The organism is Qipengyuania pacifica, from assembly GCF_019711555.1.
Lineage (GTDB): Bacteria > Pseudomonadota > Alphaproteobacteria > Sphingomonadales > Sphingomonadaceae > Qipengyuania > Qipengyuania pacifica.
Window position 1 is genome coordinate 459,413 of record NZ_JAIGNQ010000002.1, and the last position, 25,542, is coordinate 484,954.

20 protein-coding genes and 1 tRNA gene are annotated in these 25,542 nt (G+C 61.2%); 15 read left to right on the forward strand and 6 right to left on the reverse strand.

Annotated elements, in window-relative coordinates:
• Positions 1-38: 38 nt before the first annotated feature.
• Positions 39-1,325 carry an APC family permease gene (locus K3177_RS07475; protein WP_221597752.1) on the forward strand — a complete coding sequence of 429 codons (1,287 nt, stop codon included), beginning with the start codon at positions 39-41 and terminating at the stop codon, positions 1,323-1,325.
• Position 1,326: 1 nt separating this feature from the next.
• Positions 1,327-2,511 carry a BaiN/RdsA family NAD(P)/FAD-dependent oxidoreductase gene (locus tag K3177_RS07480; protein ID WP_221597753.1) on the forward strand — a complete coding sequence of 395 codons (1,185 nt, stop codon included), beginning with the start codon at positions 1,327-1,329 and terminating at the stop codon, positions 2,509-2,511.
• Between the two features lie 28 nt (positions 2,512-2,539).
• On the opposite strand, the gene K3177_RS07485 is transcribed toward K3177_RS07480, so the two are convergent.
• Entirely contained in the window at positions 2,540-5,488 is a 2,949-nt protein-coding gene (locus tag K3177_RS07485; RefSeq protein ID WP_221597754.1) for a TonB-dependent receptor plug domain-containing protein, read from the reverse strand.
• A 204-nt stretch (positions 5,489-5,692) separates the two neighbouring features.
• Between K3177_RS07485 and infA the strand changes: the two genes are divergently transcribed.
• From infA to purC, 8 genes are all read left to right on the forward strand, one after another.
• On the forward strand, positions 5,693-5,938 hold the full coding sequence (gene infA / locus K3177_RS07490; protein WP_007163491.1) for a translation initiation factor IF-1: 246 nt from the start codon (positions 5,693-5,695) through the stop codon (positions 5,936-5,938).
• Between the two features lie 6 nt (positions 5,939-5,944).
• Positions 5,945-6,520 carry a Maf family protein gene (locus K3177_RS07495; RefSeq protein WP_196846561.1) on the forward strand — a complete coding sequence of 192 codons (576 nt, stop codon included), beginning with the start codon at positions 5,945-5,947 and terminating at the stop codon, positions 6,518-6,520.
• Entirely contained in the window at positions 6,474-7,466 is a 993-nt protein-coding gene (locus tag K3177_RS07500; protein WP_345725372.1) for a ribonuclease E/G, read from the forward strand. Before K3177_RS07495 ends, K3177_RS07500 begins: the two co-directional genes overlap by 47 nt.
• Positions 7,456-7,644 carry a DNA gyrase inhibitor YacG gene (locus K3177_RS07505; RefSeq protein WP_221597755.1) on the forward strand — a complete coding sequence of 63 codons (189 nt, stop codon included), beginning with the start codon at positions 7,456-7,458 and terminating at the stop codon, positions 7,642-7,644. Before K3177_RS07500 ends, K3177_RS07505 begins: the two co-directional genes overlap by 11 nt.
• A gap of 92 nt (positions 7,645-7,736) precedes the next feature.
• Positions 7,737-7,811: transfer RNA gene (locus K3177_RS07510), tRNA-Phe, on the forward strand.
• Between the two features lie 361 nt (positions 7,812-8,172).
• Positions 8,173-9,291 (forward strand): DUF2279 domain-containing protein, encoded by a 1,119-nt coding sequence (locus K3177_RS07515; protein WP_247714322.1) that lies wholly within the window; start codon positions 8,173-8,175, stop codon positions 9,289-9,291.
• 130 nt (positions 9,292-9,421) lie between these two features.
• The gene (locus K3177_RS07520; RefSeq protein ID WP_196846562.1) at positions 9,422-10,729 is read left to right on the forward strand and encodes a cation:proton antiporter; all 1,308 of its coding nucleotides are present in this window, start codon (positions 9,422-9,424) and stop codon (positions 10,727-10,729) included.
• Positions 10,730-10,843: 114 nt separating this feature from the next.
• Complete coding sequence (gene purC / locus K3177_RS07525; RefSeq protein ID WP_103024888.1) at positions 10,844-11,647, forward strand: phosphoribosylaminoimidazolesuccinocarboxamide synthase; 804 nt, start codon at positions 10,844-10,846, stop codon at positions 11,645-11,647.
• Here the strand turns inward: purC and K3177_RS07530 are convergent, their stop codons facing one another.
• The gene (locus K3177_RS07530; protein WP_221597756.1) at positions 11,648-12,529 is read right to left on the reverse strand and encodes a diacylglycerol/lipid kinase family protein; all 882 of its coding nucleotides are present in this window, start codon (positions 12,527-12,529) and stop codon (positions 11,648-11,650) included.
• Between the two features lie 124 nt (positions 12,530-12,653).
• Between K3177_RS07530 and K3177_RS07535 the strand changes: the two genes are divergently transcribed.
• On the forward strand, positions 12,654-15,530 hold the full coding sequence (locus K3177_RS07535; RefSeq protein WP_221597757.1) for a M16 family metallopeptidase: 2,877 nt from the start codon (positions 12,654-12,656) through the stop codon (positions 15,528-15,530).
• A gap of 57 nt (positions 15,531-15,587) precedes the next feature.
• Here the strand turns inward: K3177_RS07535 and K3177_RS07540 are convergent, their stop codons facing one another.
• On the reverse strand, positions 15,588-17,798 hold the full coding sequence (locus tag K3177_RS07540) for a TonB-dependent receptor (protein WP_221597758.1): 2,211 nt from the start codon (positions 17,796-17,798) through the stop codon (positions 15,588-15,590).
• Between the two features lie 271 nt (positions 17,799-18,069).
• On the opposite strand from K3177_RS07540, the gene purS reads away from it, so the two are divergent.
• Together purS and purQ are read left to right on the forward strand one after the other, a co-directional pair.
• On the forward strand, positions 18,070-18,303 hold the full coding sequence (gene purS / locus K3177_RS07545) for a phosphoribosylformylglycinamidine synthase subunit PurS (protein WP_221597759.1): 234 nt from the start codon (positions 18,070-18,072) through the stop codon (positions 18,301-18,303).
• Complete coding sequence (gene purQ / locus K3177_RS07550) at positions 18,303-18,980, forward strand: phosphoribosylformylglycinamidine synthase subunit PurQ (protein WP_221597760.1); 678 nt, start codon at positions 18,303-18,305, stop codon at positions 18,978-18,980. The genes purS and purQ overlap by 1 nt, the downstream gene beginning before the upstream one ends.
• Positions 18,981-19,012: 32 nt before the next feature.
• Here the strand turns inward: purQ and K3177_RS07555 are convergent, their stop codons facing one another.
• Together K3177_RS07555 and glmS are read right to left on the reverse strand one after the other, a co-directional pair.
• A complete protein-coding gene (locus tag K3177_RS07555; protein ID WP_345725373.1) occupies positions 19,013-21,376 on the reverse strand; it encodes a putative bifunctional diguanylate cyclase/phosphodiesterase in 2,364 nt (787 codons plus the stop codon).
• 70 nt (positions 21,377-21,446) lie between these two features.
• A complete protein-coding gene (gene glmS / locus K3177_RS07560) occupies positions 21,447-23,270 on the reverse strand; it encodes a glutamine--fructose-6-phosphate transaminase (isomerizing) (RefSeq protein ID WP_221597761.1) in 1,824 nt (607 codons plus the stop codon).
• A 246-nt stretch (positions 23,271-23,516) separates the two neighbouring features.
• Between glmS and K3177_RS07565 the strand changes: the two genes are divergently transcribed.
• On the forward strand, positions 23,517-25,043 hold the full coding sequence (locus K3177_RS07565; protein ID WP_221597762.1) for a TadA family conjugal transfer-associated ATPase: 1,527 nt from the start codon (positions 23,517-23,519) through the stop codon (positions 25,041-25,043).
• 13 nt (positions 25,044-25,056) lie between these two features.
• Here the strand turns inward: K3177_RS07565 and K3177_RS07570 are convergent, their stop codons facing one another.
• Complete coding sequence (locus tag K3177_RS07570) at positions 25,057-25,287, reverse strand: hypothetical protein (protein ID WP_221597763.1); 231 nt, start codon at positions 25,285-25,287, stop codon at positions 25,057-25,059.
• A 116-nt stretch (positions 25,288-25,403) separates the two neighbouring features.
• Here K3177_RS07570 and K3177_RS15460 point away from each other — a divergent pair, with 116 nt between their 5' ends.
• Positions 25,404-25,532, forward strand: coding sequence for a hypothetical protein (locus K3177_RS15460; RefSeq protein ID WP_255407954.1), 129 nt, complete (start codon positions 25,404-25,406; stop codon positions 25,530-25,532).
• Positions 25,533-25,542: the final 10 nt, after the last annotated feature.

Genomic DNA, 25,542 nt, shown 5'->3' on the forward strand with positions numbered 1-25,542 from the left:
GCTTGTGCAAAGCAGCGTTTGCGGCCATCCACCGCGCGATGGACGGGAAACCACTCGCACCGCCGCGGACCATGGGGCTGTTCGGCGCTTCACTATTGCCGGTGAACGGCATGATCGGTGCGGGCATCTTCGCCCTGCCCGCCACACTGTTCTTGGCTGTGGGCGACTTCGCGCCCTGGATGATACTGCTGGGGGGCCTGCTGTTCCTTCCTCTCACTCTTACCTTTGCCTGGCTGTCGGCGCGGTTCGAACATTCGGGTGGTCCCATACTCTATGGCGAAGCGGCGTTCGGACGGTTCGTCGGTTTTCAGGCGGGCTGGGCGCGTTATGCCAGCGCCATCGTTACCGTGGCGGCAAACACGCATGTCATGGTCTCCTATCTCGCCACGCTCTTTCCGGTGCTTGACGGACCGGTACTGCGCCCGCTGCTGGTTGCAGGCTTCATTGGCTTCATTACCATCGTGAACCTCTTCAGCCTGAGAAGTTCGGTTGCCACGCTGAGCGCCCTCACAGCCGTGAAGCTTCTGCCCCTGTTGGCCTTGATCGTTGCCGGGCTATTCGCCAGCGATCCGCGTGCGGGGCTGGTTCTGCCTGAATTCACCGATGCCGAAAGCGTGGTTCTGCTTACATATTACGCTTTCATCGGCTTCGAATATGTCGTGCTGCCCGCAGGCGAAATGAAGAACCCCAAGCGCGACGTACCGCTGGCGCTGGTCGCGATGCTGGGGGCGGTCACGCTGCTCTACATGCTGGTCATCTGGGCCTATATCGCCATCGATCCCGGCGTGGCTGCGGATTCCGAAAACCCGTTGGCATTGGCAGCCGATGCGGCAATGGGTCCGGCAGGCGCGATCGCCATAGTGATTGCAGCAGCCTTCAGCATTGGAGCGAATAATTTCGCAGGGGGCATCAGCCTTCCGAGGATGACATTCGGCATGGCCGAGCGGGGCATGCTGCCACGCTGGTTTATGGCCGTGTCGCCAAGGCTTGATACTCCGGTCAACTCGATCCTGTTCTATGGCGCCGCGAGCATCGCCTTCGGGCTGTGGGAAGGTTTCCTGGTGCTGGCTTTGGCGGGCACGCTGACCCGCCTCCTCACCTACCTCATCGCAGCCTTCGCTCTGCCGGTGATCGAACATCGCGAAGGAAGGATCGATCCGGTACATGGCTTTGTGTCGATCCTCACGGTGTTGAGCACACTTTGGGTCGGCACCCATGCCGATGCACAGAGCTGGCAGGTTTTCGGCGGTTTGGTCGTGGCGGGAACGCTGCTCTATTTTGTCGCGCGGCAGGAACGACCGACTGAACCGCTCGCCCCGCGCTGACATGGCCAGTTTCGACGCGATAATTCTCGGCGCGGGGGCCGCCGGATTGATGTGCGCGGCGCGTGCCGGCCAACGGGGCAAGCGCGTCTTGGTGCTCGAACGGGCTGAAAAACCGGGTAAGAAAATCCTGATATCGGGCGGCGGTCGATGCAACTTCACCAATATCGGCGCCGGACCAACCAATTACCTCAGTGCCAATCCTCATTTCGCGAAATCGGCGCTGGCGCGTTACACCTCGCGCGACTTTCTCTCGCTTGTAGAAAGCTACGGCATCGCGTGGCATGAAAAGACGCTCGGCCAATTGTTCTGCGATGGATCGGCAAAGCAGATCGTTGCCATGCTGCTGGAGGAATGCGCACGTGCGCGTGAGAGTGGCGGCGACGTGGAAATCCGCTGCGGCGAGGAAATTGCGTCGGTCGAACACGACGGCCTATTTAAGATCACCACTTCGGCTGAAACATCAACCGCGCCCGCTCTTGTCATGGCGACCGGCGGACCATCTATCCCGAAAATGGGCGCCACCAGTTATGCCTACGAATTGGCGCGCCAGTTCGGCTTGAAGCTAGTGGAGCCCCGCCCTGCGCTCGTTCCGTTGACACTCGGCGGTGAAGAGGTCCTGTTTCGCGACATTTCCGGCGTGTCCGCGCCCGTTGTGGCCACTGCCAACAAAGCCTCCTTTGCAGAAGCAGCGTTATTCACCCATCGCGGCTTGTCTGGTCCGGCGATCCTTCAGGCCAGTTCGTACTGGCGACCAGGCGATCCGCTGCTGGTGGATTTCCTGCCCGACCAGACAGCTGAGTGGCTGATGGATGCAAAGCGCACCAGCCCGCGCGTCGGCTTGAAGACTCTCTTGCGTGAAGCTCTCCCGGCACGGCTGGCCGATATCCTGGCCGACAAGATCGGGATCGAAGGCGACCTCGGCAATGTGCCCGACAAGGCTTTACGCAGCGCAGGTGAGCGTTTGAAACGCTGGGCGTTCCATCCGAACGGGACCGAAGGCTTTGCCAAGGCCGAGGTCACCGTCGGCGGTATCTCCACTGCCGAACTGTCCTCCCGCACAATGGAAGCGAAGCGCCTTCCTGGCCTGTTCGCCATTGGTGAGGCAGTGGATGTGACCGGCTGGCTTGGCGGTTATAATTTCCAATGGGCCTGGGCTAGCGGCGTCGCGGCGGGCGACGCACTGTAAACGCTCGCCCGCGCCAACCCGCCAGCAATCAGAAGACCTTCCGCAGTTCGAGCGAAACCACACGTCCCAACGGATCGACGAGGTCAGGCTGATAGCCCAGTGGGACTATTCCGTTCTCATCCGTCACACGCTGCCGGGCATCGAAGATGTTGTCGACCCGGAGCGAGAGGCGCGCTCCCTTGAAAAAGCCCGGTGTCTCACCGGTGAGCCACTTCTGCTCCTCGAGATTCATGAACAGGCGCAGGTCGAAAGTGGCAAGGTCATGGAACGTCAGCGTGTCCACATCGGTGCCGCTGGCATAATTGCCCGACAGGCGCAGACCCATGCCCTTGTGGAACAGCCCGCCTTCCATGGTAAAGTTATGCCGGCTGATGCCCGATCCGCTCAGGGCGTCCCCGTTCAGTAGATCGAGTTCCGGAATGCCAAGCGCGATCAGCGCCGAATTTTCGAGCTCGATCGTGTGATAGAGCGACAGGTTCCAGCGTCCTTGACCGTCACCGCCGCCCCGACCGCCACGACCTCCGCCGCCACCACGGCGGCCGCCTCCTCGCGCCTCACCAGCTCCGGACGAACCGCCAGCACGTGTTTCGGCTCCGTCTTCTCCGGCTTGCGGCGAAGCGCAGACCCGGCTGCGCAACTCGTTCAACCGGGCTTCGTCGATCTGGCCATCGGGGCCCGTCAGGCGCTCGCGAATGCGTTCGGGCAGTGCGGCAAGATCGACCGGGGTGGAGGCGGACGGATCGGCCGCGTTCCAACCTATGCAAAGAGCTTGGCGCATCGCGGCCATTCGCTGCGGATCGGGCGCACCATCCGCGCTGCAGAAGCGTTCGCGCATCTGTGCGACACGGGCCGGATCGATCTGCCCGTCTTCGCCGCGCAGTCGCTGCTGCATCTGTTCCGGCAATTGCGATACATCGGGCTCTGCGCCTTCCTTGCAGAATTGCGCGCGAATTTCGGTGAAGCGCTCGGTGTTGAAGCCGCCACGGCCCTGCCCTGCTCCGCCCTGTCCTGGTGCCGATCCTTGTCCTCCGGCAGCGCCCATGCGCGCCATGAAGCCTCCGCGCCTTCCGCCGCCTCCTTCGCTTTCGGGGGCGGGCTTGCCGACTTTGCCGAAGAAGTTGAAACCGTAGCGGATGCGCGAAGAATTACGTTCGGCAAACGTTACCGGCCGCCGGTCCAGTTCCACCAACTGCCCATCCACGCGCGTCACGCGATCAGGGAATGCCGCCTCGATGGCGGGTGTCAGGACGGGGAAGCTTTCGGTCACGTCGTCCGAACGGTTGCGGAAATATTCGACGCGGAAATTGGACCTGTCGAACAGATCGAAGTCGTAGGATGCGGACAGTTTGATGTCGCGCTGTGTCTCCGCAAGCAGATCCGGATTGCCACCCGTGACGACGTTGGCCAGCACCGTGTCGCCCGTGACAAAGTCGAACACCGGGACGTTGACGTCGACGATCTGCGGCGATCCAAGCTGGGTCAGGCTCGGTGCGGCCTCGCGCACGGTGTAGCTCGCCTGCAGCGACAGGCTTTCCGACGGCCGCCAGTTCAATCCGGCATTCCAGTTGGTCAGCGTCCCGAAATCGGAAAGGTCGTCGATGCCACCGCCCAGATCGAGACTGAGTTCGCCCAACGCGCCGAGGAAATCCTCGCGCGCGCTGGCAAGCGGTATACCCAGATTGACCCCGGCAAGCGCGCGGCGGCGGTTGAGCGATGTTTCCAGCCCGTTCGTACGCGTGTCTGTGCTGTCGATTCCATTGAGTTTGTACCCGACCTTGGCGGTCACATTGACCTCGCCGCTCGGCAGCAGGATCGGCTGCCCCGTGAGCGTCGCGAGTGTATCGATCGTATAGGTCTTGCTGCGCGCCTCATCGAAACCAGCGCTGGGAACGGCCCCCAGATCACCCGTGATGTCGATCTCGCCCGCAGCGGCCGCTGCCACCAGGCCACTCGTATCGCGTCGGCGGTCGATTTCCGACGTGCTCCAGCCGCGCGCTGCATCCAGCGTCAGGGCAAGGTTCCAGTCGCCTACGGGCGCGTTCAACGAACTTCCCAATGAGGCGGTGGTCGAAGATGTCCGGCGCGTGATCGGATCGGCATCGATCGCGCGCAGTTCGGTATTACCGTCGGGATCGGTCAGCAGCACCGTATCCAGCCCGGAAAGCGATCGGGTGACGCTGCGCTCCAGATTGCCGTTGATCGAGAAAGTCGGCGCCCGCGCGCCTTCGCCGAAACTGGTGTTCCAGGTTGTCTCGAGCTCGAACCCTTCGCTGTCGGAGGCAAGGCTGCGAAAGGCGGCAGGATCCGGATCGGATGCCACGGTGGGCACGCTGTTTTCGGTCTGGATAATCCCGCGTTCGGCTTCCGTCAGCATGGATGACGTGTTGAATTCCGCCCCCAGCAACAAACGGTCGCCGCCATTGATAGTCAGCTGCGAATACTCCGCCTCGCCGCTCGACCGGCCTCCTGCCGTCGGCTGCCCGTATTCCAGCTCCACCTCGCGGCTGGAGAAATTGTCCTTCAGGATGAAATTGACCACGCGCTGATCGGCGGGATAGCCATATTGCAGGGCGACCTCCTCCGGGAATACCTCTACCTTGACGATCGCTTCGGGCGGATAGCGGCGGAACTCGCGGAAGCTCGAAACGCGCCGTCCGTTGACCAGGAAGACCGGACGCCCGCTGCCGCGGCCGCTGGCCGATCCGGTCTGGGGTCCCAGTTGCTCGATCAGGTCAGCCAGCGAATCCGCACCGTAGGCGGCAATGTCCGCCTCATCGAGTTCGACCACCGGCGGGACATCGGTCTGCACCTGCCCGCGCACACGTTCGCCGGTCACGATGATGGCATCTTCGGGAAGCGGTTCGTCCTGCGATCCGTCCTGGCTTGTCGCAGGTGCGGGATCGGCATCCTGTGCGAAGGCCGGCGTGGCAAGCGCAATGGTCAGCGCAAGAGCGGAAATACGGGGGAGATAGTGCATGGAAAGCGTTGTGATCCTGTCTCAATTCTCTTCCGTCCCCGGCAGCATGGCTGGACGAGGCGGAGCCGGCAGGCAAGAAATGTCGGGTAACAAAATGTCGCGCCAGCCTTGCGCCGCGCTTAACGACCGAGTCTTCCCTTTTGTCCCTACTGCCGCTATGGGCGCGCGACACAAATCGACCAACGGCACAGTCCAAGGAACTACATGGCGAAAGAAGAACTTCTCGAAATGCGCGGCAGGGTGGTGGAACTGCTGCCCAATGCGATGTTCCGCGTCGAGCTCGAGAACGGCCATGAAGTGCTCGGCCACACCGCCGGCAAGATGCGCAAGAACCGTATCCGCGTGCTCGTCGGCGACGAAGTACTTTGTGAACTGACGCCCTACGATCTCACGAAGGCGCGCATTACTTACCGCTTCATGCCCGGTCGCGGCGGCCCCGGCCCCCAATAAGCGCACGTGGGCCAGCCCACCCTCGTTCTAGCATCGGCCAGTCCCCGCAGGCGCGAGCTTCTCGCCCGTCTCGGGTTGACGCCTGCTGCCATCAATCCCGCGGACATCGATGAAACGCCCCATAAGGGCGAATTGCCGCGCGACTATGCAAAGCGCATGGCGCGCGAAAAGGCGCAGGCTGCCGCATCCGGTGACGGCCACGTACTCGCCGGCGACACGGTCGTCGCCGCGGGCCGCCGCATCCTGCCCAAGGCCGAAGACGAAGCCACGGCCCGCAAATGCCTCGAACTGCTGTCGGGTCGTCGCCACCGCGTCCTTTCCGCCATCGCCCTTCGCGCACCGGACGGCGCCATCCGTGAACGGCTGAGCGAAACGGTGGTAATGTTCAAGCGCCTCTCGTCCGCCGAAATCGACGCCTATCTCGCCAGCGGCGAATGGGAAGGCAAGGCAGGTGGCTATGCCATTCAGGGCATCGCGGAAGGGCTGATCAGCCGTATTCAGGGCAGCCATTCGGGTGTGGTTGGCCTGCCTCTTTATGAAACGCGCACATTGCTGCGCGCCGCTGGGTTCGACATTGCCTGAATGGCAGGTCGAAGAGGGTATCGGCGAACGCCGGGCCCTGCTGCTTGATGGTGAAACACCTCTCGCCGCCGGCCTCCACTGGCCGGGTGAAATCCAGGCGGGCGATGAATTCGAAGGCAAGCTGCTGCGCAAGACAGGCGCACGAGGAACCGCGCAACACCCCTCCGGCCGCGAGGTTCTGGTGGATAAACTTCCGCGCGATGCGAGCGAGGGCGCAAACTATCTTTTCGCCATAACGCGCGGCGCGATGACGGAACGCGGACGCTTCAAGCTCCCAGCCGCCCGGCCGGTTTCGACGATTGCTGTTACACCATCTGATCCGTTGGCCAACGCCAGGTCGGTCCGTCGCTTCCCCGCGGGGGTCTGGGAAGACATCTGGCATGCTGCATCCTCCGGCGAGGTCGAGTTCGCTGGCGGCTCGCTACTCTTTGCGGTGACGCCGGCCATGACGCTGATCGATATCGATGGCGACCTGCCTCCGCGCGAACTGTCCCTCGCCGCAGTTCCGCAAATCGCACGCTGGCTCACGCTCTTCGATCTCGGCGGCTCGATCGGGATCGATTTTCCAACCCTCCAGACGAAATCCGACCGCAAGGCGGTGGATTCGGCGCTCGAAGAGGCGTTGTCGGGTTTTTCCCATGAACGCACGGCAATGAACGGCTTCGGCCTCGTTCAGATTGTTGCCCGGCTCCACGGCCCTTCGCTGCTGCATCGTTTCGCGACCTCGCGCATAGGTATGGCAGCCCGAATGGCGCTACGCCGCGCCGAAATGGTCGAAGGGCCCGGCGCGACATTGTTGACCGTTCATCCCGCGTTGAGGCCACGGCTCGGGCCCGAATGGATCGCCGAACTCGAGCGGCGCACCGCGCGCCCGGTGCGCATTGCGATCGACCCGGGGCTTGCGATCGAAGCGGCCACTGCCCAGATCGTCCCGCATGACGACTAGATCCCGCCCTTGCCCGATCTGCAAACGGGCCCGCAGCGAAGAATACGCGCCGTTCTGTTCCAGCCGCTGCCGCGACCGCGATTTATCGAAATGGTTTGGCGACGGCTATTCCGTGGCCGGGCGGCCCGCCCTGCCCGAAGAAATCGGGGCGGAATTCAGCGGCGGCAAGGAAGAGTAGAAATTCCCCCCTTGCCAAGGCGGACGAGCTTCGCCATAGGCGCGCTCTCACTGCTCACGGGCCCCTTTCGGGCTCCATAGCAGACGCAGTGTGCCCGGGTAGCTCAGTGGTAGAGCAGACGATTGAAAATCGTCGTGTCGGTGGTTCGACTCCGCCCCTGGGCACCACTTCTTCTCCAGCAAATCGAATTCGATGGCCTGACTTCGGTCTAGTCGCCAAACGGGCGCGCGTTCGGGTTGATCCTTGACCGGTGGCGCCCACAACTTCGTCTGCGCTGCGGCAGTCACTTCATTTTTCCCAACGTGGGATGGCGGCGGGAAATGGAGAATGTTTCGCAATTTGCGGATCATCAATTCAATACCCCCTTCGCCGATCTCGACAATAAGCAGAGTTGGGTGGGAGCTGGCGAAATGCCACCGTCTCCCGGCAGGTTTAAGTGCAAATATCTTCCCACATAATCCAATAAGTTATTGCGATCCAAATGAAGCGGCGACAATGCGGTCGTTCTTTGGATTTGGAATCAGATAGATGGCGATGTTTAATAGGGAGAGAGGCGGAACATTTCATCAGCGATTGCATCGTGTCGTTTCATTACTGACCGGCTTTTGGGTCATTACGGCGAGTGCATCTGCTAGTGCCGCAGGGGATGAACTGATCTTTGTGCCTTTATCTACTTTCGCCGAGCTGGATCAGGCATTTTCGACCGAACTCACTGCGTCGAGCGACACAGCTCGAGTGCTCGTCGCGCCAAGCGCCTCTCTTAAGGAAGCCACTATTGCCGGCTTTGATCGCGAGACGGTCGACTATCAGGAGGTTGAGAACCATGTTCCAGTGACGGTTACGACGCGAGACGGCTTCGAAAATCCTGCGCGCCGGAATTACGCGTCGTTCGGCGAGGATGTGAAAGCTATCAAATGGGAATTTGCCGCGGTCGCCGGTTATTACACTGCAATCAATGCGCCCAAGCTATTGAAAGACCCGCAATGGCCGAGCTTTCAAAGCGAGGGCTGGTTTGGCAGATCAACCAACAATGTCGGCGTCGATAAATTGGCTCACGCTTACTCGGCCTACGTGATCAGCGAGTTGCTTTACGGCCGGCTCAAGCGAAATACGAATGACGCTCCCGGTATCGAAATCACGGCTGCGGCTCTTGCTTCGGGCGTCATGCTTTGGACAGAAGCTTTCGACAGCATAGAGCCGACCAGCGGCTGGTCCTGGGAAGACGTGACGTTCAACACGATGGGCGCTGGATTTTCTCTATTGCGCAATTCCGTTCCCGGATTGGATGAGAAGTTGGATTTTCGCCTGATGATCGAACCCAATGACGACATCTACACAATTAGCGGGAAGGAACATTTTCAGCAGCAACGCTATTTCCTGGCGCTCAAGCCGGCCGGCTTCGAAGCCTTCGATAATAGCCCGCTTCGGTACCTCGAACTGCATCTGGGCTACCACGGAGATGATTTCCTCCTGGAAGATAGGGCGGCGGGTATCGTCCCGAAGCGGCATATTTTTGTGGGGTTGGGTATCAATCTACGAGAATTGCTCTTCAAGGATTCAAAAAGTACGGTCGGGAAAGCGGCAGGCGAAGTGCTGGATTATTTCCAGCTCCCCTATACTGCAGTCCATACTCACCTGACCGATTAACGCATTGACGCTGAGGAACCTCGCACGGTTCCGCGAAGATGAACGCATAACTCGGCTTCACCGCTGGTATGCATCCTGGCCCTTACCCGCGACGCTTCCCCTCCACCCCCGCGCAAGCTAGGCACGCTCTATGCATGACACCAGCAGCGCGCTTTCCGCTTTCGACATTGCCGCGATCCTCGTCGTGGCTTCCGCCTTGCTGGGCTGGTTCAACCATCATTTCATCAAACTGCCCCATGTCATCGGATTGACCGTGATGGGCGCATTGACGGCCATCGGCCTGATGATTGCGAATGCCTTCATTCCCGCGATTACGCTGGGCGACTGGGTGGCCGACATCCTGCGGCAGCTGAATTTCACCGAAACGCTGCTGCAGGGGATGCTGAGTTTTCTGCTCTTCGCCGGTGCATTGCATGTCGATCTCGACCGGCTGAAGGTCGCCTGGCTTCCGGTTCTCCTGCTTTCGACCGTGGGCGTAATCGTCTCGACCGTGCTCGTCGGCCTGGCGATGTGGGGCGTCGGCCTGCTGCTTGCCCTGCCCGTCGCACCCATCTGGTACTTCGTCTTCGGGGCGCTGATAGCCCCGACAGATCCGGTGTCCGTGCTCGGTGTGCTCAGGGAAGAGAACGTACCTCAGTCCCTGCAAAGCGCGGTGGCGGGCGAAAGCCTGTTCAACGACGGCGTGGGCATCGTCGTGTTCATCATTCTGCTGGGCGCTGCCATCAGCGGCACAGAATTCTCACTGGCCGAAGGTGCGCGGCTGTTTGCGATAGAGGCAGGCGGCGGCATCCTTGTCGGGCTGGCGGCCGGTTATGTCGGCTACCGCGCTCTGGCGGGAATGGACGAATACGCGCTGGAAGTGCTGGTGACGCTGGCCATCGTCATGGGTGGGTATGCCCTGTGCAGCTATCTGCATGTATCGGGCCCGCTGGCCATGGCTGTCGCGGGCCTGCTGGTTGGCAACCAGGGGGTTACCTATGCGATGAGCGATGTGACCCGCGACTATGTCATCAAGTTCTGGGAGCTTGTGGACGAATTGCTCAATTCGGTGCTGTTCCTTCTCATCGGGCTCGAAATGATTGTCCTGGTCGTCGGCTTCGAGGAAGCCATCCTCGCTCTGGCGGCGATACCGCTTACGCTGGCAGCCCGTGCCATCAGCATCATCGTGTCCACCAGGACGATCCCCGCCGCTCGCCTGCAGGACAAGGGCGCGGGACCGGTGCTGTGGTGGGGCGGTCTGCGCGGCGGCATTTCGATCGCGCTCGCGCTTTCCCTCCCGCCCGGGGAAACGCGCGACCTCATCCTTGCCGCGACATTCGCCGCCGTCCTGTTCAGCGTTCTGGTCCAGCGCGCCACTCTGGGCCGGCTGATCGAAAAGCTGAAGGAAGATCGCGCGCCCGCCGTGGAACGGGAAGCCCGCGGCAGTCCGCCCGCATGATTGCTTTCCCCGCCCCCTTCCGGTAAGCGCGGGATCAATCGCCCCGGGGCGTGCGGATCGCGTCGATTCCACCTGCCGGGGCGCACGCTTTTTTGCGCGAAGGAATGCATGCCCATGGCACGTCGCCGCCAGATCTACGAAGGCAAGGCCAAGATCCTCTACGAAGGCCCCGAACCGGGTACGATCATCCAGTATTTCAAGGATGACGCGACCGCCTTCAATGCGCAGAAGAAGGGCACGATCAACGGCAAGGGCGTGATCAACAATCGCATCAGCGAATATGTGTTCACCCGCTTGTCGCACATCGGCATCCCGACGCATTTCATCCGTCGCCTCAACATGCGCGAACAGCTCGTCCGCCAGGTGGAAATCATTCCGCTCGAAGTCGTGGTGCGCAATGTCGCTGCCGGCACGCTGTCCAAGCGTCTCGGCATCGAAGAAGGCGAAATGCTCCCGCACACGCTGATCGAATATTGCCTCAAGGACGATTCCCTGGGCGACCCCAAGGTCTCGGAAGAAGAAATCGCCTGCTTCAACTGGTGCAGCCATGAAGAACTGCAGGACATGTCCAGCATGGCGATCCGCATCAATGATTTCATGTGCGGCATGTTCGCCGCGATCGATATCCGGCTCGTCGATTTCAAACTCGAATTCGGCCGTATCTGGGATGGCGATTACAGCCGCGTGATCCTCGCCGACGAAATCAGCCCCGACGGCTGCCGCCTGTGGGATATCAACACCGGCGAAAAGCTGGACAAGGACCGGTTCCGCCGCGACCTGGGCGGCGAAAGCGAAGCCTATCAAGAAGTCGCGCGCCGTCTCGGCCTGCTGCAGAACGACGATAGCGGCCCCGGCGAAGTGCTCGACATGAACGCTCACCGTGGCCGGCTGCGGACCCCGACCAAGCCGAAGAAATAATCAGACGACGTAGCTGAGCGTCAGCCCGCTCGGCGCAATGGCGAAAGCGCATTCGGGCATGTGATCGCCGTCGACCTGCACCGGCGTCACGCAGCGATCGAACTCGATCCTGCGGCAGGTGCGGATGTCGGCGATCCCCATCCGCGCCAGCGGCAGGCGCAGCAGCACGCCCAGGCTTAGCGCGATCGTGCCCAGCCGCGTCGCGCGTTTCACCGTGATCAGTTCGACCGAATCCGCGCCCAGCCTGGCTCCCGGGCTGACCTGGAACGGCCCGGCATAAAGCGCGGCGTGGCTCACGATGGCCGCTTCCGCTTCATATTCGAATCGCTCCCCATCGGCGAGTTCGCCGCGAATGGTCATCGTGTCGCGGGGCCACTCGCGCATCTGCTGCGCCAGCGCGACGACATAGGCATAGCGCCCAATGCGCTGCTTCAGCCCACTGTCCACGCGCGCAACGGCGTGGCTGTCCGGCCCGATGGAAACGCAGGACACGATCGGCATGTCACCCAGCCGGTAGAGCGGGGATTGCACCCAGCTCTCCGGCCCGCGGTCCCACGCCGCGCGCACGGCCTCGGCAAAGCGCCGGGGCGACCGCGGATAGCCCAGTTCGCGCGCGACCAGATTGATCGTGCCCGAAGGTGCCACGCAGATCGGCATGCTCCCGGCCCGCTCGCCCAGCGCCTGCACCGTATCGCGCAATGTGCCGTCGCCGCCATGGACGCAGACCAGATCGGCCTGGCCGGAAAGGCGCGCGCCTGCTGCCGTTGTCGGCATCGGCGTAACGCGAAAACCCGCCTCGATCAGCGCATCGCGCAGGGCCTCCAGATGGTCGTCGCTGAAACTGCCCGAAACGGGATTGTAGACGAGGTCGAGCGCAGGCATCCCCCTCCCCTATCGCAGGGCCATGCCGGTGCAAACACGCAGTTGGTGGAACCGGCGATGACGCCAGCAGAATTTGGTCGCAAGCCGCTTGGCTTTGCCCCCTCGCCCCCATAGCGTGATCTGCATGAAGTCGACCGTTTTTCGCCGCGCGATCGCCGCGCTGCCGCTCCTTGCCCTGACCCAGCCCATCGCAGCACAGGATGATCCCCCCGCCCCTCCGGCCGACACGGTGCAGTCGACGACCGGCTGGGGTCATCCGGTTTACGATATCGCGCCCGATCCAGCGGTCCGCTTCGGCGTGCTCGAAAACGGCATGCGCTATGCGATCCTCAGGAACGGTACGCCGCAGGGTACCGCCGTCATCCGGTTCGGCTTCGACGTGGGCTGGATCGATGAAGGCGAGCAGGAACTCGGTCTTGCCCACATGCTCGAACACATGGCCTTCAATGGGTCGACCAATGTGCCCGAAGGCGAGATGATCAAGCTGCTCGAACGGCTCGGTCTTGCCTTCGGCGCGGACACCAATGCCTCGACCGGGTTCGAAGATACGATCTACAAGCTGGACCTGCCCCGGACCGACCCCGATCTGGTCGATACCGCGCTGATGCTGATGCGCGAAACGGCCAGCGAACTGACCATTGCCGACGAAGCGGTCGACCGGGAACGCGGCATCATCCAGTCGGAAACCCGCACCCGCAACAATTTCTCGATCCGGCGGATCAAGGACTATTTCCAGTTCATCGCGCCCGGCACCCGCTATGCCACGCGTTTTCGCGCCGATGGCACGGATGCGATCATCGACACGGCCCCGGGCGCGATCGTACGCGACCTCTACTCCCGCTTCTATCGTCCCGACAACGCGGCCCTCGTCATCGTTGGCGATCTCGATCCCGACGCGGTCGAAGCCAGCATCAAGGACCGCTTCGGCGACTGGCAGGCCCCGGCAACGCCCCGGGTCGAGGTGGACAAGGGCACTCTCGATCTTTCGCGCGGACCCGCTGCGGCGAATTTCGTCGATCCCGACGTGCAGTATCTGGTCACCATCGACCGCTTCGCCCCCTATCAGGACCGCAAGCCCACCGTGGCGGAAACGGACCAGTCGCGCCTGATCAGCCTCGGCACGGCGATCCTCAACCGCCGTTTGCAGACGATCGCCAACGGCACAGAGGCCTCGATCATCGGCGCCAGCGCGTCCTCCTCGGATTTCTTCGACATCCAGCGTCAGGCACAGCTCGTGGTGCAGGCCCGCGAAGGCGAATGGCAGCGCGCACTCGAAGTGGGCGAACAGGAATGGCGGCGCGCCGTGGAATACGGTTTTACGGATGCAGAACTGGCCGAACAGTTGGCCAATTTCGAACAGCGCTACCGCGATGCGGCAAGCCAGCAGGATACGCGCCGCAACAGCCAGCTGGCAGACGGTATTCTCTCGACCGCACGGCGCGAACGGATTTTCGTCAGCCCTCAGACGACCTACGACCTGTTCCTCGCGCAAAAGCCGTCCATCACCGCGGCTGCGGTCTCGCAGGCTTTCGCGCAGCATTATGCCCTCACCGATCCGCTGATCCACGTATCGACCAAACAGGCGATTCCCGACGCACAGGAAACGATCCTCGATGTCTGGCGGGCCTCGCAAACGCAGCCGGTCGCCGCCCCGCTCGACACCAGCGGGCTGGAATTCGCCTACACCGATTTCGGGCCGCCCTCCGCAATCGCGGACGATACGGTGATCGAAGATCTGGGTATGCGCACCATCCGCTTTGCCAACAATGTCCGGTTGAACCTCAAGCCAACCGATTTCGAAAAGGGACGCCTGCGCTTCGCCATCCGCGTCGGTTCGGGCCAGCTGTCCATCCCGGAAAACGAAATCGCGCAGGCTGTCTTCCTGTCTGCCGTCAGTGCGCTGGGCGGGCTCGGCCAGCATGGCTACGACGAACTACGCCAGATCCTTGCCGGTCGCAGGGTCACCTACGGTTTCGATGCGGGCGCAGACATGTTTACCGTGCGCGGCATCGGCACCATGGCCGACCTGCCGCTGCAGATGCAGCTCAGTGCCGCCTATCTCAGCGATCCCGGCCTGCGCCCTGAAATGCTGACCCGCTGGCAGGCTCTCATCCCGCCCTATATCGCCCAGCTGGATGCGACCCCGCAGGCCGTTGCGCGGTCGCAGGTCCCCCAGATCCTGTCCGATGGCAATCCGCGCTTCGGCGTTCCATCGGAAGACAGGCTGGAAGCGGTGACGCTCGAAGACGCGCGCCGTATCGTCAGCGATCGGATCGGGACCGCCCCTGTCGAAATATCGGTCGTCGGCGATTTCGACAGCGATGCCGTGATCGATGCGGTCGCGTCCAGCTTCGGGGCGCTTCCTCCGCGCGCTGCAACGCTCGACAGCCATGAAAGCGAACGGATCGCGCATTTTGCCGATGACCGCAGGGAACGGGTGCTGACCCATGCCGGCGCGCCGGATCAGGCCCTGGCCATGACCTACTGGCCCACGACCGACGACGACGATGCCCAGGAAGAAGCGACCATGCAGATGCTCGCCACCGTCATGCGCCTCGAAATGCTCGACCGCATCCGCGAAGAACTGGGTGCTTCCTATTCTCCCTCGGCGGGATCGAGCATGTCGCACATCTACCGCGACTTCGGCACTTTCTCGACCTCGGTCGTGGTCGAACCGGGGCAGGCGGACGAAGTCTTCGAAGTCGTCGATGAAATCGCGCAGGACTTCCGCAGCGCGCCCGTCGACGCCGATCTTCTGGAACGTGCCCGCAAGCCGCTGCTGGAAAAGATTGCCCTGAGCAGGCGCGAAAATGGCTGGTGGCTCGGTATCATCGACGAAGCGCAATTGCGCGCCGAACGCCTCGATCGCGTGCGCAGCTACGAAGACCGAATACGCGCGATTACCCCTGAAATGCTTCAGCAGGCGGCCCTGCGGTATCTCGATCCGGCACAGGAACTGCGCATCCGCATCGTCCACGAAAGTCTGGTGGATGCCGAATGAAAAAAGGGCCGGAAGGATCGCTCCTCCCGGCCCTTTTTCGATCGATTCGATGTGCCTTTAGTAATTGATACGGGCAGATACGCCGAACACGCGCGGGTCGTTGACGAAAGCGGTATTGTTGTTGAAGTCGATCCCGCCTTTTACATTGTCGGCATCGGTGATGTTGCGCACGAAGGCTGCCAGTTCGAACGTACCATCGGCCTTGGCATAGCCAGCCCGCAAACCGCCTTCGATCTGGTTGTTCGAATTGAATTCCTCGCTTTCATACAGGAAGAAGTTGGTCTTCCCCTGATATGCCCAGTCGGTGAAGAAAAAGATCTCTCCGGCATTGCCGATCGGGAACGCATAGCGCGCCGTCAGATCCGCAATCCATTCCGGGGCATTGGGGAACGGATTACCGTCCACCAAGGCCCGGGTGCTGCCCGATAGCACGACCGTGGGATCCACAATCGTGCACTGGGCGCAGATGCCGACCGCCAGCGTATTGTCCTCGATCTCGGTGTGGTTCCAGCTCACCCCGGCCGTGATCAGGAAGTTGGGCGTAGCCTGGAACGCGCTGTCCAGTTCGAACCCGTATCCGCGTCCCTTGTCGGCATTGACCAGCTGGACCAGATTGTCCGCCCCGCCGACGGCGGTGAACTGCGGGTCCTTGATCGTGTAGTAATAGACCGCGCCGTTCAGACGAATGCGGCGATCCGCCAGCTCCGATTTCAGACCGGCTTCATAGCTCATGATCTTTTCCGACGTGGCGACCGAGGGTGCCGAACCGAAAGCGACGTCGCGCCCCTGGATGGTCGGCGCACGGAAACCGCTGGCTACGCGCGCATAGATGCTGGCGTCGCCGCTCAGATCGTAGAATGCTGCCAGGTCCCAGCTCAGCCGCTCGTCGGAAACAGTCGTGAACTGCGGTGCCGCACCCGCTACGACGATGAAATCCTTGTCATCTTCGGTATAGCGCAGGCCGCCCGTCAGCTTCAGCGCATCGGTCACTTGCGAACTGACCTGGCCGAATACCGCCCAGCTTTCGTTCGTGTGGTTTACGGTAACGGGCGGCGGGAAGTCGAAACCGACGGTCGTGACGTCGAAATCGCTGTCGAAATAGAACCCGCCGACCTGCCATTCGAACGGGCCGTTCGAATTGGACGCAAGCCTGACTTCCTGGGTGAACTGGTTCAGATCGATCGAATCCTGCGTATCGCTGGGAAACGGAATGAAACCCGGCCCGGTGACCAGGTTGCCGCCATCGATGTCGCCGCGGCTGCGGCCCTCGGTATCGGCCCAGCTGGTGATGCTGGTCAGCGTGGCGAAGTCGGCGTCGTAATCGACCTTCGCCGTCGCGATCTGCGCCTTGTAGGCCGCTTCGTTACGCCCGCCCGCATCGTAGAAAACGGTGTCGCGGTCGTAATTGTCGTTCAGGTCGTTGTTACCCGGACCAAGGATGTTCGCCCGGAACAGGGTGGACTGACCGTCGAGGTCGCGCACGGCATAGCTGCCGAGGATCGACAGGCGGTCACTCGGGGTGACCAGCAGCTGCGCTCGACCGGCGATCTCGCTGTAGCCGCCGTACACGTCCTTTTCGCCGGTGAAGCCGTTGTCGACCCAGTTGTCGCGCTGCTGCCACAGGCCGGATACTCGCAGCGAAGCCAGACCCGGTACTAGCGGTACCGTCACGCCGCCATCGATGGATACGGTGTTGAAGGTGCCGTAGCTCAGCGAACCGTTGACGGCGAACTCGTCGCCCGGCTTCACGGTGTCGATCTTTACGATACCGGCCGGCGTGTTACGCCCGAACAGGGTGCCCTGCGGGCCGCGAAGAACCTCGATCCGTTCGACGTCGAAAATCGGGAAGGACTTCAGCGTCACGTTTTCCATCACCACATCGTCCATGACGACGGATACGGGCTGCGATGCTGCCAGATCGAAATCGGTATTGCCCAGACCGCGGATATAGAACCGCGGCGCAGCGCGTCCGTTCGAGCTTTCGATGAACAGACCCGGGACGCGGGCCGAAAGCGCGGTGATTTCGGCGCCTGCATCGAAGATCGTGCGGACCGTGCTCGCATCCAGGGTCGCAGCCGACACCGGCACGTCCTGGAGATTCTCCTCACGGCGGTTCGCGGTCACGATAATCGTGTTGAGCTGCCCGTCCGCGGCTGCTTCCGTGCCCGCCTGATCGGCGGTCTGCGCCATGGCGGGCTGCGCAGCGAAGGCTGCAAAAGCGATAGTGCTCGCCCCGAAAAGATGGGCAGCGGTGGTCCGGATCGTCATTTTGAAGAGGTGTCCTGCTTGAGCGCGCAACTGGGATAGGCGGGCATTTGGAGGGGAACGGCAATCTTCGCCGCACATGCACAATAGCAGGTTGCGAGATGAAATGGAGTTCCTCACCATCCCATAAGGCAGAATCGTGACAATTGTTGCAGTGGCGCTACAGCCGTCGCGGATATGTCACGCCCCGCGCCATCACCATGCGATCGTTGCGAGGTGCTTGAACGCTCGGCGACGGTGCGCCATAGGCGCGCCAACACGAAAGGCTTGCTCGATGAAAATCCGCGTCCATGTCTCGCTAAAGCCCGGCGTTCTCGATCCGCAGGGTCGCGCCGTCCACCATGCGCTCGAAGGGCTCGGCTTTGCCGGGGTCGAAGATGTGCGTATCGGCAGGCTGATCGAACTCGATGTGGCCGACGACACCGATGATGCGGCGCTCGCCGACATGTGCGAAAAGCTGCTCGCCAACACGGTGATCGAAAACTACCGCATCGAGAAGGTCGACTGATGGCTTTCCGCGCCGCCGTCATCACCTTCCCCGGGTCGAATTGCGATCGCGACATGGCTGTCGCCATCGAACGGGTTTCGCGCACTGCGCCGATCCGCGTGTGGCATGGCGATGCCCATTTGCCCGAAGATCTCGATTTCATCGCTCTGCCCGGCGGTTTCTCCTACGGCGACTATCTGCGCTCGGGCGCGATGGCGGCGAACAGCCCGATCATGCAAAGCGTGAAGCGCCGGGCCGAACGCGGCGTGCCGGTCCTCGGTGTCTGCAACGGCTTTCAGGTCCTCACAGAAGCCGGTCTCCTGCCGGGCGCACTGATGCGCAACGCCAGCCAGAATTTCATCTGCCGCACCGTTGCGCTCAAGGTGGAAAACGACCGCTCGCTGTTCACCAGCGGTTACGCAGCGGGGCAGACCATCGATATTCCCGTTGCGCACCATGACGGCAATTATTTCGCCGACGACGAAACGCTCGACATGCTCGAAGGCGAAGGGCGTGTCGCCTTCCGCTACGTCGAAAACTGCAACGGCTCGCAGCGCGACATCGCCGGTGTTCTGAACGCCGAAGGCAATGTGCTCGGCATGATGCCGCACCCCGAACGCGCCGTCGAACAAGCGCATGGCGGAACCGACGGTCTCGCCCTGTTCGAAAATGCCATCAAGACACTTGTTTCGGCCTGATCATACGCATGATTGACATGCGTATCGTCTGATTACGCGCTGATGAGGCGCTCGCCGCCTTGCCGGTCGAACAGGCGATGGACATCCTCGGCGGGCATCGGCCGGCCGAAGTAATAGCCCTGTATCTTGCTGCAACCCAGGTGCTGGATCAGCGCCGCTTCCTCAGCGTTTTCAACGCCTTCTGCGGTCGTCGTCATGCCCAGGCTATCCGCCATGGCTACCACCGCGCGGATGATCGCCAGCGATTCCGGGCTCTTCTGCGCGGCCCCCTGCACGAAGCTCCGGTCGACCTTGATCGTCGAGAACTTGAGCTTCCGCAAATACCCCAGCGACGAATATCCAGTTCCGAAATCGTCCAGCGCAATCGAGCATCCAAGCGCCATGCACTGCTCGAGCGCCTTGCGCGCCACGCCGCCGTCGCGCATGAAAATGCTTTCCGTAACCTCGATTTCCAGCCGGTGCGGCTCGAGCCCGCTATGCGACAGCGCACGCACGACCGTGGCGGCAAAGTCCGGTTCGAGCAGCTGCTCGGGCGACACGTTGACGTTGACCTTCACGTCCTTGGGCCATTCCGCCGCCGCTTCCCTGCACGCCTCCTGCAAGACCCACGTACCGATCGGCACGATCAGGCGCGTGTCTTCGGCGAGCGGAATGAATTTAACCGGGCTGACAAAGCCGTGCTCCGCGCTGTTCCAGCGGATCAGGGCCTCGAAGCTGACTATCTCCTCCGAATTGGCATCGACCACGGGCTGGTAATGCAACTGCATCTCGTTGCGTTCGAGCGCGTGGCGCAGCGAATGTTCGAGCTGCCGCTTCTCCTCCGCATTCGCATGCAGCGACGGTTCGTACTCGCAGTGAATCCCGCCACCTTCATCCTTGGCGCGATATAGCGCCAGATCGGCATTGCGCAGCAGTTCTTCCACGGTGCGTCCATCGCGGGGGCCACAGGCGGAGCCGACGCTTGCGCCGACATAAAGAACCTGGTTCTCGATCTTGTATGGCTCGGACAGCCGTTCGATAATCGCACGAGCCAGCCATTCGATACGGCTCCTGTCGGACGCATCCCGGATCACGACTGCAAATTCATCTCCGCCCAATCGGCCGCAAACCTCGCCTTCTCTAGTCAGAGGCTTCAAGCGTGCCGCAACCTCAGCCAGCATCTGATCGCCGACCAGATGTCCGAGCGAATCGTTGATGGCCTTGAAGCGGTCCAGGTCGATCATCAAACAGGCACAGCGGGACCGCCAGTCCGCCGAATACTTCAAGGCATCGCCCAAGGCTTCGTTGAGCATGCGTCGATTGGGCAGCTGCGTGAGCGTGTCGTAGCGGGCGAGATAGGCGATCTTCTCCGACGATTCCCGCTGTTCGGTCACATCGGAGCCGACACCGCGGAACCCCTGGTAATTGCCGACATCATCCACAATGGGCGTACCTGACAATTCCCACCAGCGGTCCTGCCCTTCGATCGACACACGGATGGTGAAGTTCGAGAAATTTTCCCGCCGCTTCAGCTTCTCGGCAAGCTCGTGAAGACTCTCCGGAAATGATCCCGTCTTCCAGCCACTGCCGGAAATGAGTTGCAGAAAGGATTGCCCCTCTACATCGCGAGGTTCCTTCCCGAGCGCAAAGGCAAAGCGTGGTGATACAGCCTTGAGCCGCCGGCGCGTGTCGATCTGCCAAAGCCAGTCCGCCTGGCCTTCCTCGAATTCGCGCAGCAGCATGGACACCACTTCGCTCTTTTCCTGCATCGCCGTTTCCGCAATTCGAGCAGCTACCGCCACACGGGCGCTCTCGATCACCCCGAAGGTCGCCAGTAACGTCGAAATGAGGACGATGGCAGCCAGACTGAACTGGAAAGTCACGATACTCGCAATGAAACCGCCGACGCCGGCTGCAAGGGCAAAGGCGATTGCACTGAGCGGAACGCTGAAGCGGCTTACCGTCGTGCCAAGGATCAGCATCGCGACCACGGCCCACACGATTTCCGTTTGAGCCGGATCCGCAATGAAAGCGCATGTGATCGTACCCAACGACCACACTGCCCCTTTCGCCGCCGCCGCAAAAGCATGAGACTTCATTTCAGCGACGGCCACGTACCGACTCTCGGCATCAGCCAGACGCATATCTGCGCGAGCGGAGAAAACGACGGCTGCTAGCAAGGCACCAGCCCAGGCAACGATCACAAGAGCATTGACCGAGCTGAATAGCCCGGCTGCGATCAGGATAAATCCCGTGATGTGAAGTATAGCCCGCGCTCTTACACGCTCTCTGAGTAGGGCGTATTGCCGCCCATGAATGAGCGCCCAATCGCTGCCTTCGGGCGATTCGAGCCCGATGGCCTGGCGGATAGAGAGTGCCGTAGCACTTGTGTCCTGTCTGTTGGGCTGCTCGCTCACACGAGCACGGTTAGCCGCAAAACCTTATTACCGGGTAAAAACGCAAGCAGTACGATCAGATGTCGATAAGTCACTCCACCGTCACGGATTTTGCAAGGTTGCGTGGTTGATCGACATCCGTGCCTTTGACGCAAGCGACATGGTAGGCGAGCAACTGGACCGGGATGGCGTATACCAGCGGTGCGATCAGGGGGTGAACCTGCGGCATTTCGATCGTTGCAAGGCATCCCTCCCCGGCTTCTTCCAAACCCTTGGCATCTGAAATCAGAACGATTTGCCCTCCCCGGGCGCGAACCTCCTCCATATTCGAGACTGTCTTTTCAAACAGGGGCCCCGACGGCGCGAGAACGATAACGGGCACTTCGCTGTCGATCAGCGCGATCGGCCCATGTTTCATTTCGCCGCTGGCATAGCCTTCGGCGTGAATGTAACTGATTTCTTTAAGTTTCAAGGCGCCTTCCATCGCGAGTGGAAAGTCCGGGCCACGTCCGAGATAAAGTACATCGCGTGCCGGCGCGATCAGGTGAGCCATGCTGGCGATATCATCATCGTGATCGAGCGCGGCATTAAGCGCAGCAGGGGCCTCCAGCAGATGACCGACGACTGCTTGCTCTTCTTGCCGGCTCATCAAGCCCTTCTTGACCGCCATATGTGCAGCCAGAGCTGCCAGGACAGCCAATTGACAACTGAAGGCCTTCGTCGATGCGACACCGATTTCCGGTCCGGCATGGGTCGGCAAAAGGAGATCGGCCTCGCGCGCCATCGAACTTGTCGGCACATTCACGATCACGCCGATTGTCTGACCGGTTTCCTTGCAATGCCGCAGAGCCGCAAGCGTGTCGGCCGTTTCTCCGCTCTGGGAAATGAACAGCGCTAGGCCGCCTTCCTCAAGCACCGGTTCGCGATAGCGGAACTCGGAAGCCACATCGATGTCGACCGGAACCCGCGCGAACTGCTCGAACCAGTATTTCGCAACCATCCCTGCATAATAGGATGTTCCGCAGGCGACGATGGTGATGCGCTTGATACGCGAAATATCGAAATCGAATTGTGGCAGGGCGACCGAATTATCCGATTGGCGTAGATAGGAACCGAGCGTCTGGGCCACCACCGTCGGCTGCTCGAAGATCTCTTTCTGCATGAAATGGCGATAATTGCCTTTTTCCACGGCTGCGGCCGACGCACCCGAGTTGCGAATTTCACGTGTCACCGCAGTATTTTCCGCATTGTAAATCGACGCGCCATCACGCGTGACCACAACCCAGTCACCTTCTTCGAGATAGCTGATTTCCTGCGTGAGCGGCGCAAGCGCCAGCGCGTCGGAACCGATGTAGGTCTCGTTTACGCCATACCCAACGACGAGCGGGGATCCTCTACGGGCACCAATCAGAATGTCTGGATGATCGCGGAATGCTATCGCGAGCGCAAAGGCTCCACGCAGACGGGGCAGAACATCTGCAACAGCTTCCTGAGGGCTGTGGCCGGTTTCAACGAGCCTTGAAACAAGATGCGCCACCACCTCACTATCGGTGTCGCTCTCCAGAGTACGACCTGCATCGCGCAGTTCGGCGCGCAGTTCCTTGAAGTTTTCGATGATCCCGTTGTGAACGAGCGCTACGTGCTCGGTAGCATGTGGATGGGCGTTCTTCGCGGTCGGCGCCCCGTGCGTTGCCCAGCGAGTATGAGCAATTCCGATCTCGCCCGGGGCCGGATTGTCCGCCAATTCCGCAATGAGGTTGTTGAGCTTGCCTTCGGCTCTACGGCGAACGAGCGCGCCCTCATGTATCGTGCATATCCCGGCGCTATCGTATCCGCGGTATTCCATCCTGCGCAAACCATCGACGAGGCGCTCCGCCACGGGTTTGTTGCCGACAATACCGATAATTCCGCACATGGATCGCATTCTCCGATAAGCGCTGCCGGGGCAGACTTAGCGGTTCTCACTGTGCAATCAATCGGCGCAGTCGATGTTTCGCCCGCAGGGCACTTTGGTGCAGGTGAGACACCGCGTTGCAACGATCAGACATTAGGGAAAAATCAAGGTTTCCATTTTATTCACCAAGCTTCGAGACACGGGCTTTGCCGCGAATGGGCAGGGTTGCGCCAGGCGAATCAAGAGATACCTCGGGGGTTACCGACAATGAGCGCATTCGGACGGAAAAACGGACCGGCAGGAATGGGTGCCGGTGCGCGTCCGCAATTTGGCGTAGCGAAACCCATGCGTGGAGGTACAGCCACGCCTGAGCAGTCGAAGGATGCCGGATCTTCGGGCGGCGAACAATTCCCGCCCCTTCCTGCAAACGCGCCAACGGCTTCGGGCATGTCAGCCGGCAGTAGCGACGCGATGTCCCGCCTGGACGAGCGCATGAACACCACCCACTCTGGCGAGAGTCAGGTCGGGGGGTTCGAAGCAAGCGTTCACAAGATCAAAGAGCAGGTCCTCCCGCGCCTGCTCGAACGAGTAGACCCGGAAGCCGCCGCCACCTTGTCCAAGGATGAACTGTCGGAAGAATTTCGTCCGATCATCATGGAGGTGCTGGCCGAGCTGAAGGTAACGCTAAACCGCCGCGAACAATTTGCGCTCGAAAAAGTGCTGGTCGACGAGCTTCTGGGATTTGGCCCGCTCGAAGAGTTGCTGAATGATCCCGACGTGTCGGACATCATGGTGAACGGACCCGACCAGACCTATATCGAGAAGAAGGGCAAACTGATCATCGCGCCGATCAAGTTCCGCGATGAAACCCACCTCTTCCAGATTGCCCAGCGTATTGTGAACCAGGTCGGCCGCCGCGTCGATCAGACCACGCCTCTGGCCGACGCGCGCCTCAAGGATGGATCGCGCGTCAACGTCATCGTGCCACCGCTCAGTCTGCGCGGCACGGCCATTTCCATTCGTAAATTCTCCGAAAAGCCGATCACGCTCGACATGCTCAAGGACTTCGGTTCGATGAGCGAAAAGATGTGTACCGCCCTGAAGATTGCTGGCGCGTGCCGGATGAACATCGTCATTTCGGGCGGTACCGGTTCGGGTAAGACGACCATGCTCAACGCCCTGTCGAAGATGATCGACCCAGGCGAGCGCGTTCTCACTATCGAGGACGCGGCCGAGTTGCGCCTGCAGCAGCCGCACTGGCTGCCACTTGAAACCCGCCCCCCGAACCTTGAGGGGCAAGGCGCCATCACCATCGGCGATCTCGTGAAGAACGCCCTGCGTATGCGTCCGGACCGTATCATTCTCGGCGAAATCCGCGGCGCGGAATGTTTCGACCTCCTCGCCGCCATGAACACCGGCCACGACGGTTCGATGTGTACGCTCCACGCGAACAGTCCACGCGAATGTCTCGGCCGTATGGAAAACATGATCCTGATGGGTGACATCAAGATTCCGAAAGAAGCCATCTCGCGCCAGATTGCGGAATCTGTCGACCTCATCGTGCAGGTGAAGCGCCTTCGCGATGGTTCGCGCCGCACAACCAACATCACCGAGGTGATCGGGATGGAAGGCGATGTGATCGTTACCCAGGAACTGTTCAAATTCGAATATTTGGACGAGAGCGAAGATGGCAAGATCTTGGGCGAATTTCGCTCGTCGGGCCTGCGCCCCTATACGCTCGAAAAAGCGCGGCAATTCGGCTTCGACCAGGCTTATCTCGAAGCCTGTCTGTAACGGGTACTGATCACTATCCACGCAAGATTACCGGCACGGATAGTGCCAGCAGACCACCTCCGAACACGGCAAAAACCAGGAAAAGCCCTGTCCATGGCATCCAGCCGACGCGGTTGATTTCGCGGCGCCTGGACCTGCGCCGTTCCATCAACATGCAGATCAATGCGATGAGCAGGAATACACCGCCCCAGAACGCGGCGAGTTCCGCATCGCTGGCAAAAAGAAGAAAGTCGGGCTCGGCCATGGCGCGAGCATATGGACATGCTGCGGCTCAGGTTCAATCGCACCGGGAACCGGTAGCTTCATCTCCCGTTCTGTACCCGGAACCCAATCAGGGCGCCTTTTCGGGAAGGAAGAACCATGATCAAGAAAATCCTGCTTGCACTCGGCATCACTTCGATGACGCTGACCGCCGCAGCCTGCAACACCGTTCGCGGTGCCGGTGACGATCTCGAATCCGCCGCAAACACGGTGGACGACGAAATCTGAAGGTCTGACC

Excerpts from the sequence above, each read along its gene's own strand:
- K3177_RS07475 (WP_221597752.1), top strand. The coding sequence starts at position 39 with ATGGACGGGAAACCACTCGCACCGCCGCGGACCATGGGGCTGTTCGGC.
- K3177_RS07480 (WP_221597753.1), top strand. The coding sequence starts at position 1,327 with ATGGCCAGTTTCGACGCGATAATTCTCGGCGCGGGGGCCGCCGGATTG.
- K3177_RS07485 (WP_221597754.1), bottom strand. The coding sequence starts at position 5,488 with ATGCACTATCTCCCCCGTATTTCCGCTCTTGCGCTGACCATTGCGCTT.
- infA (WP_007163491.1), top strand. The coding sequence starts at position 5,693 with ATGGCGAAAGAAGAACTTCTCGAAATGCGCGGCAGGGTGGTGGAACTG.
- K3177_RS07500 (WP_345725372.1), top strand. The coding sequence starts at position 6,474 with ATGAAACGCGCACATTGCTGCGCGCCGCTGGGTTCGACATTGCCTGAA.
- K3177_RS07505 (WP_221597755.1), top strand. The coding sequence starts at position 7,456 with ATGACGACTAGATCCCGCCCTTGCCCGATCTGCAAACGGGCCCGCAGC.
- K3177_RS07515 (WP_247714322.1), top strand. The coding sequence starts at position 8,173 with ATGGCGATGTTTAATAGGGAGAGAGGCGGAACATTTCATCAGCGATTG.
- K3177_RS07520 (WP_196846562.1), top strand. The coding sequence starts at position 9,422 with ATGCATGACACCAGCAGCGCGCTTTCCGCTTTCGACATTGCCGCGATC.
- purC (WP_103024888.1), top strand. The coding sequence starts at position 10,844 with ATGGCACGTCGCCGCCAGATCTACGAAGGCAAGGCCAAGATCCTCTAC.
- K3177_RS07530 (WP_221597756.1), bottom strand. The coding sequence starts at position 12,529 with ATGCCTGCGCTCGACCTCGTCTACAATCCCGTTTCGGGCAGTTTCAGC.
- K3177_RS07535 (WP_221597757.1), top strand. The coding sequence starts at position 12,654 with ATGAAGTCGACCGTTTTTCGCCGCGCGATCGCCGCGCTGCCGCTCCTT.
- K3177_RS07540 (WP_221597758.1), bottom strand. The coding sequence starts at position 17,798 with ATGACGATCCGGACCACCGCTGCCCATCTTTTCGGGGCGAGCACTATC.
- purS (WP_221597759.1), top strand. The coding sequence starts at position 18,070 with ATGAAAATCCGCGTCCATGTCTCGCTAAAGCCCGGCGTTCTCGATCCG.
- purQ (WP_221597760.1), top strand. The coding sequence starts at position 18,303 with ATGGCTTTCCGCGCCGCCGTCATCACCTTCCCCGGGTCGAATTGCGAT.
- glmS (WP_221597761.1), bottom strand. The coding sequence starts at position 23,270 with ATGTGCGGAATTATCGGTATTGTCGGCAACAAACCCGTGGCGGAGCGC.
- K3177_RS07565 (WP_221597762.1), top strand. The coding sequence starts at position 23,517 with ATGAGCGCATTCGGACGGAAAAACGGACCGGCAGGAATGGGTGCCGGT.
- K3177_RS07570 (WP_221597763.1), bottom strand. The coding sequence starts at position 25,287 with ATGGCCGAGCCCGACTTTCTTCTTTTTGCCAGCGATGCGGAACTCGCC.
- K3177_RS15460 (WP_255407954.1), top strand. The coding sequence starts at position 25,404 with ATGATCAAGAAAATCCTGCTTGCACTCGGCATCACTTCGATGACGCTG.